Genomic DNA, 7333 nt, shown 5'->3' with positions numbered 1-7333 from the left:
ATAGGGGAGCCGAAGGGAAACCGAGTCTTAACTGGGCGTTAAGTTGCAGGGTATAGACCCGAAACCCGGTGATCTAGCCATGGGCAGGTTGAAGGTTGGGTAACACTAACTGGAGGACCGAACCGACTAATGTTGAAAAATTAGCGGATGACCTGTGGCTGGGGGTGAAAGGCCAATCAAACCGGGAGATAGCTGGTTCTCCCCGAAAGCTATTTAGGTAGCGCCTCGTGAATTCATCTCCGGGGGTAGAGCACTGTTTCGGCTAGGGGGCCATCCCGGCTTACCAACCCGATGCAAACTGCGAATACCGGAGAATGTTATCACGGGAGACACACGGCGGGTGCTAACGTCCGTCGTGAAGAGGGAAACAACCCAGACCGCCAGCTAAGGTCCCAAAGTCATGGTTAAGTGGGAAACGATGTGGGAAGGCCCAGACAGCCAGGATGTTGGCTTAGAAGCAGCCATCATTTAAAGAAAGCGTAATAGCTCACTGGTCGAGTCGGCCTGCGCGGAAGATGTAACGGGGCTAAACCATGCACCGAAGCTGCGGCAGCGACGCTTATGCGTTGTTGGGTAGGGGAGCGTTCTGTAAGCCGTTGAAGGTGTGCTGTGAGGCATGCTGGAGGTATCAGAAGTGCGAATGCTGACATAAGTAACGATAAAGCGGGTGAAAAGCCCGCTCGCCGGAAGACCAAGGGTTCCTGTCCAACGTTAATCGGGGCAGGGTGAGTCGACCCCTAAGGCGAGGCCGAAAGGCGTAGTCGATGGGAAACAGGTTAATATTCCTGTACTTGGTGTTACTGCGAAGGGGGGACGGAGAAGGCTATGTCGGCCGGGCGACGGTTGTCCCGGTTTAAGCATGTAGGCGGAGGTTCCAGGTAAATCCGGTACCTTATTAAACGCTGAGGTGTGATGACGAGGCACTACGGTGCTGAAGTGACAAATGCCCTGCTTCCAGGAAAAGCCTCTAAGCATCAGGTAACACGAAATCGTACCCCAAACCGACACAGGTGGTCAGGTAGAGAATACCAAGGCGCTTGAGAGAACTCGGGTGAAGGAACTAGGCAAAATGGTGCCGTAACTTCGGGAGAAGGCACGCTGATATGTAGGTGAAGTGATTTACTCATGGAGCTGAAATCAGTCGAAGATACCAGCTGGCTGCAACTGTTTATTAAAAACACAGCACTGTGCAAACACGAAAGTGGACGTATACGGTGTGACGCCTGCCCGGTGCCGGAAGGTTAATTGATGGGGTTATCCTCGCGGAGAAGCTCTTGATCGAAGCCCCGGTAAACGGCGGCCGTAACTATAACGGTCCTAAGGTAGCGAAATTCCTTGTCGGGTAAGTTCCGACCTGCACGAATGGCGTAATGATGGCCAGGCTGTCTCCACCCGAGACTCAGTGAAATTGAACTCGCTGTGAAGATGCAGTGTACCCGCGGCAAGACGGAAAGACCCCGTGAACCTTTACTATAGCTTGACACTGAACACTGGTCCTTGATGTGTAGGATAGGTGGGAGGCTTTGAAGTGTGGACGCCAGTCTGCATGGAGCCGCCCTTGAAATACCACCCTTTAATGGCTGGTGTTCTAACGTGGGCCCGTAATCCGGGTTGCGGACAGTGTCTGGTGGGTAGTTTGACTGGGGCGGTCTCCTCCTAAAGAGTAACGGAGGAGCACGAAGGTCAGCTAATCCTGGTCGGACATCAGGAGGTTAGTGCAATGGCATAAGCTGGCTTGACTGCGAGCGTGACGGCGCGAGCAGGTGCGAAAGCAGGTCATAGTGATCCGGTGGTTCTGAATGGAAGGGCCATCGCTCAACGGATAAAAGGTACTCCGGGGATAACAGGCTGATACCGCCCAAGAGTTCATATCGACGGCGGTGTTTGGCACCTCGATGTCGGCTCATCACATCCTGGGGCTGAAGTAGGTCCCAAGGGTATGGCTGTTCGCCATTTAAAGTGGTACGCGAGCTGGGTTTAGAACGTCGTGAGACAGTTCGGTCCCTATCTGCCGTGGGCGCTGGAGAACTGAGGGGGGCTGCTCCTAGTACGAGAGGACCGGAGTGGACGCATCACTGGTGTTCGGGTTGTCATGCCAATGGCACTGCCCGGTAGCTAAATGCGGAAGAGATAAGTGCTGAAAGCATCTAAGCACGAAACTTGCCCCGAGATGAGTTCTCCCTGACTCCTTGAGAGTCCTGAAGGAACGTTGAAGACGACGACGTTGATAGGCCGGGTGTGTAAGCGCAGCGATGCGTTGAGCTAACCGGTACTAATGAACCGTGAGGCTTAACCTTACAACGCCGAAGATGTTTTGGCGGACTGAGAGACGATTTTCAGCCTGATTACAGATTAGTGTTTAATGCGAGAGGCATTAGACGAACAGAATTTGCCTGGCGGCCGTAGCGCGGTGGTCCCACCTGACCCCATGCCGAACTCAGAAGTGAAACGCCGTAGCGCCGATGGTAGTGTGGGGTCTCCCCATGCGAGAGTAGGGAACTGCCAGGCATTAATTAAGTGAAGAGGCCATCCTGAGGGATGGCCTTTTTGCGTTCATGCGTCCGGGTGCAGCCGGATGTTAGCTGCGCCTTATCCGGCCTACGTATGAACCAGATTCAATAACGGATACGGTCTGCCAAGATCGTCTACCTCTGAACGTCCTGTCACTTTAAATCCCATCTTTTTGTAGAACCCAACCGCTTGTTCATTCTGTTCGTTAACGTTGGTTGTTAACTCGGGGGCCAGCGTAAACGCATGCTCAACCAGCAATTTCCCTACGCCGCAGCCACGAACGTCGGGATCGACAAACAGGGCATCCATGTGCTGCCCGGTCAGCAGCATAAACGCGACGGGCTCATCCTGCTCTGTCACTGCCACCCATAACGGCGCTTCTGGTAAAAAAGAACGCACCAGCTCTTCCAGCTCGCTCCGATAGGATGCAGACAGAAAATGGTGCGTAGCATCAACAGAACGACACCAGATAGCAATCAGTTTTTCCCCTTCATCTTGCCGCGATCGGCGAATGCTAATAACCATATTATCTCCTTTTCTTTGTGCTTATATTCTATCGTAAACACCGCCGTGAAACTTTCTCACCTTCAACATGCAGGCTCGACATTAGAAGAATTTCTGGGTATCTTCAGCTATCTGGATGTCTAAACGTTTAAACGTATGTAGTGAGGTTATCAGGTTATGCCAATTCGCGTGCTGGACGAGCTACCCGCCGTCAATTTCTTACGTGAGGAAAACGTCTTTGTTATGACGACATCCCGCGCTTCTGGCCAGGAAATTCGTCCGCTGAAGGTGCTTATCCTCAACCTGATGCCGAAGAAGATCGAAACGGAAAACCAGTTCCTGCGCCTGTTGTCAAACTCACCGCTTCAGGTCGATGTTCAGCTCTTGCGGATTGATGCTCGTGAATCGCGTAATACACCGGCAGAGCATCTGAACAACTTCTACTGTAACTTCGAGGATATCTGCGATCAGAATTTCGATGGGCTGATTGTCACCGGCGCGCCTCTGGGCCTGGTGGAGTTTAATGATGTTGCGTATTGGCCGCAGATTAAGCAGGTGCTGGAGTGGGCGAAAGATCACGTCACCTCAACGCTGTTTGTCTGTTGGGCGGTACAGGCCGCGCTTAATATTCTCTATGGCATTCCGAAGCAAACCCGCACAGATAAACTTTCCGGCGTCTACGAACATCACATCCTTCATCCTCATGCTTTACTGACTCGTGGTTTTGATGATTCATTCCTTGCTCCGCACTCACGCTATGCCGACTTCCCGGCGGCGCTGATTCGGGACTATACCGACCTTGAGATCCTCGCGGAAACCGAAGATGGAGATGCCTACCTGTTCGCCAGCAAAGATAAACGAATCGCGTTTGTAACCGGTCACCCGGAGTACGATGCCCATACGCTGGCCAGTGAATATTTCCGGGATGTTGAAGCAGGTTTAAGTCCGAATGTACCGTACAACTATTTCCCGAAAAACGATCCGCAAAACAAACCTCGCGCGACCTGGCGCAGCCACGGTAATTTGCTGTTTACCAACTGGCTCAACTATTACGTCTACCAGATCACGCCATATGATCTGCGTCACATGAATCCAACGCTGGATTAATCTTCTGTAGCGCACGATCCTAAAGCGTTTCAGCATGTTGAAACAGGCACCTTCGGGTGCCTTTTTTATTTCTGAAATGTCGCTCATCTTGTAATTAAACTTTATTTTTATTGTTATCAATAAGTTAATTGATAATTAAATTAAAAATGGAAATTGTTTTTGATTTTGGAATTTAATTGAGTAGTCTTAGTTGTGCTGAACGAAAACCACACAACGATCCTTCGTTCGCATTGGGGATGTATTCGGATCAATGACGAGGAGCTGCATAATGAATCAACAGGCAACGACAACCGATGAACTGACCTTTACCAGGCCGTATGGTGAGCAGGAGAAGCAAATTCTGACCGCAGAAGCGGTAGAGTTTCTGACCGAACTGGTGACGCGTTTTACGCCGAAGCGTAACAAACTCCTCGCTGCTCGTATTCAGCAACAGCAGGATATTGATGACGGTAAGTTGCCTGATTTTATTTCGGAAACCGCTTCCATTCGTGAAGGTGACTGGAAAATTCGCGGCATTCCTGACGATTTACAGGATCGTCGCGTGGAAATCACCGGCCCGGTAGAACGTAAAATGGTGATTAACGCGCTGAATGCTAACGTGAAAGTGTTCATGGCCGACTTTGAGGATTCACTGGCGCCGGAGTGGAGCAAAGTGATTGATGGTCAGATCAACCTGCGTGATGCGGTGAACGGCACCATCAGCTACACCAACGAAGCCGGGAAAATCTATCAACTCAAGCCGGACCCGGCGTTACTGATTTGTCGCGTACGCGGTTTACACCTGCCGGAAAAACATGTGACCTGGCGTGGCGAAGCCATTCCTGGCAGCCTGTTTGATTTCGCTCTCTACTTTTTCCACAACTATAAAGCGTTGCTGGCAAAAGGCAGCGGTCCGTATTTCTACCTGCCGAAAACTCAGGCCTGGCAGGAGGCAGCCTGGTGGAGCGAAGTCTTCAGCTATGCCGAAGACCGTTTTAATCTGCCGCGCGGCACCATCAAAGCCACCTTGCTGATTGAAACTCTGCCTGCCGTCTTCCAGATGGATGAGATCCTGCACGCGCTGCGTGACCATATTGTTGGTCTTAACTGCGGCCGCTGGGATTACATTTTCAGCTATATCAAAACACTGAAAAATCACCCGGATCGCGTCCTGCCGGACCGTCAGGTGGTGACGATGGATAAACCGTTCCTCAGCGCCTATTCACGGCTGTTGATCAAAACCTGCCATAAGCGCGGCGCATTTGCGATGGGCGGCATGGCGGCGTTTATCCCGAGCAAAGACGCTGAGCGCAACAATCAAGTGCTCAACAAAGTGAAAGCGGACAAAGCGCTGGAAGCCAATAACGGTCATGACGGCACCTGGATCGCGCACCCGGGGCTGGCGGACACCGCGATGACGGTCTTTAACGAGGCGCTGGGCGAAAACCAGAACCAGCTGTTTGTTACCCGTGATGAAGATGCGCCCATTACTGCCGAACAGCTGCTGGCGCCCTGCGAGGGCGATCGTACCGAAGAGGGGATGCGCGCCAATATTCGCGTGGCGGTGCAGTACATCGAAGCATGGATCTCCGGCAATGGCTGCGTACCGATTTATGGCCTGATGGAAGATGCGGCAACGGCTGAAATCTCCCGTACCTCTATCTGGCAATGGATTCATCACGAGAAAACCCTGAGCAACGGCAAACCCGTCACGAAAGCGCTATTCCGCCAGATGCTGGCCGAAGAGATGCTGGTGATCCAGGACGAGCTGGGAGAGCACCGCTTCAGCAGCGGGCGCTTTGATGAAGCCGCGCGCCTGATGGAGCAGATCACTACCTCTGATGAACTGATCGATTTCTTGACCCTGCCAGGCTACCGCCTGCTGGCTTAACTCACCACATAACAATATGGAGCATCTGCACATGAAAACCCGTACCCAACAAATCGAAGAGTTACAGAAAGAATGGACGCAACCGCGCTGGGAAGGTATCCGTCGCCCGTATAGCGCGGAGGAAGTGGTGAAATTACGCGGCTCGGTCAACCCGGAATGTACGCTGGCGCAGCTTGGCGCGGCCAAAATGTGGCGTCTGCTGCATGGCGACGCGAAAAAAGGCTACATCAACAGCCTCGGCGCACTGACCGGCGGCCAGGCGCTGCAACAGGCGAAAGCGGGCATTGAGGCGGTCTATCTGTCCGGCTGGCAGGTGGCGGCGGACGCTAACCTGGCCTCCAGCATGTACCCGGATCAGTCGCTGTACCCGGCAAACTCTGTTCCGGCGGTCGTGGATCGGATCAACAACACTTTCCGTCGTGCGGATCAGATCCAGTGGGCGTCCGGCATTGAGCCTGGCGATCCGCGCTTTGTCGATTACTTCCTGCCGATCGTTGCCGATGCGGAGGCCGGTTTTGGCGGCGTACTGAACGCGTTTGAACTGATGAAATCGATGATCGAAGCCGGTGCAGCGGCTGTTCACTTCGAAGATCAGCTTGCGTCGGTGAAGAAGTGCGGTCATATGGGCGGCAAAGTTCTGGTGCCGACGCAGGAAGCCATTCAGAAACTGGTGGCTGCGCGTCTGGCGGCTGACGTGATGGGCGTACCGACGTTGCTGATTGCCCGTACCGACGCGGATGCGGCAGATCTGATAACCTCCGACTGCGACGCGTACGACAGTGAATTTATTACCGGCGAACGCACCAGCGAAGGCTTCTTCCGCACGCGTGCCGGTATTGAGCAGGCGATCAGCCGTGGGCTGGCGTATGCGCCTTACGCAGACCTGGTGTGGTGCGAAACCTCTACGCCAGACCTTGAACTGGCGAAGCGCTTTGCCGATGCCATCCACGCGAAATACCCGGGTAAACTGCTGGCCTACAACTGCTCGCCGTCGTTTAACTGGCAGAAGAACCTGGACGATAAAACCATCGCCAGCTTCCAGCAGCAGCTGTCGGACATGGGCTACAAGTACCAGTTCATCACCCTGGCGGGCATCCACAGCATGTGGTTCAACATGTTCGACCTGGCACATTCCTATGCGCAGGGTGAAGGCATGCGCCACTATGTTGAGAAGGTTCAGCAGCCAGAATTTGCGGCGGCCAAAGACGGTTACACCTTCGTGTCCCATCAGCAGGAAGTGGGGACAGGCTACTTCGACAAAGTGACCACCATCATTCAGGGCGGCACCTCCTCAGTGACGGCATTAACGGGTTCCACTGAAGAATCGCAGTTCTGATCCAT

The 7333-nt window shown here is 53.2% G+C and carries 4 protein-coding genes and 2 rRNA genes; 5 read left to right on the top strand and 1 reads right to left on the bottom strand.

Annotated features, from left to right (window positions below):
* Nucleotides 1–2297: ribosomal RNA gene (locus tag OGV79_RS05160) — 23S ribosomal RNA — on the top strand; the annotation flags it as partial.
* Nucleotides 2298–2392: 95 nt separating this feature from the next.
* Nucleotides 2393–2508 (top strand): 5S ribosomal RNA (rrf, locus tag OGV79_RS05155).
* 90 nt (nucleotides 2509–2598) lie between these two features.
* On the opposite strand, the gene OGV79_RS05150 is transcribed toward rrf, so the two are convergent.
* Nucleotides 2599–3036 carry an acetyltransferase gene (locus OGV79_RS05150; protein ID WP_058668401.1) on the bottom strand — a complete coding sequence of 146 codons (438 nt, stop codon included), beginning with the start codon at nucleotides 3034–3036 and terminating at the stop codon, nucleotides 2599–2601.
* Nucleotides 3037–3192: 156 nt separating this feature from the next.
* Here OGV79_RS05150 and metA point away from each other — a divergent pair, with 156 nt between their 5' ends.
* From metA to aceA, 3 genes are all read left to right on the top strand, one after another.
* The gene (gene metA / locus OGV79_RS05145; RefSeq protein WP_012134677.1) at nucleotides 3193–4122 is read left to right on the top strand and encodes a homoserine O-acetyltransferase MetA; all 930 of its coding nucleotides are present in this window, start codon (nucleotides 3193–3195) and stop codon (nucleotides 4120–4122) included.
* Between the two features lie 268 nt (nucleotides 4123–4390).
* Entirely contained in the window at nucleotides 4391–5992 is a 1602-nt protein-coding gene (aceB, locus tag OGV79_RS05140) for a malate synthase A (RefSeq protein WP_286450786.1), read from the top strand.
* 31 nt (nucleotides 5993–6023) lie between these two features.
* Nucleotides 6024–7328, top strand: a complete 1305-nt coding sequence (gene aceA / locus OGV79_RS05135) for an isocitrate lyase (protein ID WP_024130843.1) — start codon at nucleotides 6024–6026, stop codon at nucleotides 7326–7328.
* The last annotated feature ends 5 nt before the right edge of the window (nucleotides 7329–7333 follow it).

The organism is Citrobacter sp. CK185 (assembly GCF_030333565.1).
Lineage (GTDB): Bacteria > Pseudomonadota > Gammaproteobacteria > Enterobacterales > Enterobacteriaceae > Citrobacter_B > Citrobacter_B koseri.
Note: the sequence above shows the minus strand (reverse complement) of the source record. Positions and strands in the feature narration are given on the sequence as shown.

Coding starts and splice junctions, on each gene's coding strand:
- OGV79_RS05150 (WP_058668401.1), bottom strand. CDS start 3,036: ATGGTTATTAGCATTCGCCGATCGCGGCAAGATGAAGGGGAAAAACTG.
- metA (WP_012134677.1), top strand. CDS start 3,193: ATGCCAATTCGCGTGCTGGACGAGCTACCCGCCGTCAATTTCTTACGT.
- aceB (WP_286450786.1), top strand. CDS start 4,391: ATGAATCAACAGGCAACGACAACCGATGAACTGACCTTTACCAGGCCG.
- aceA (WP_024130843.1), top strand. CDS start 6,024: ATGAAAACCCGTACCCAACAAATCGAAGAGTTACAGAAAGAATGGACG.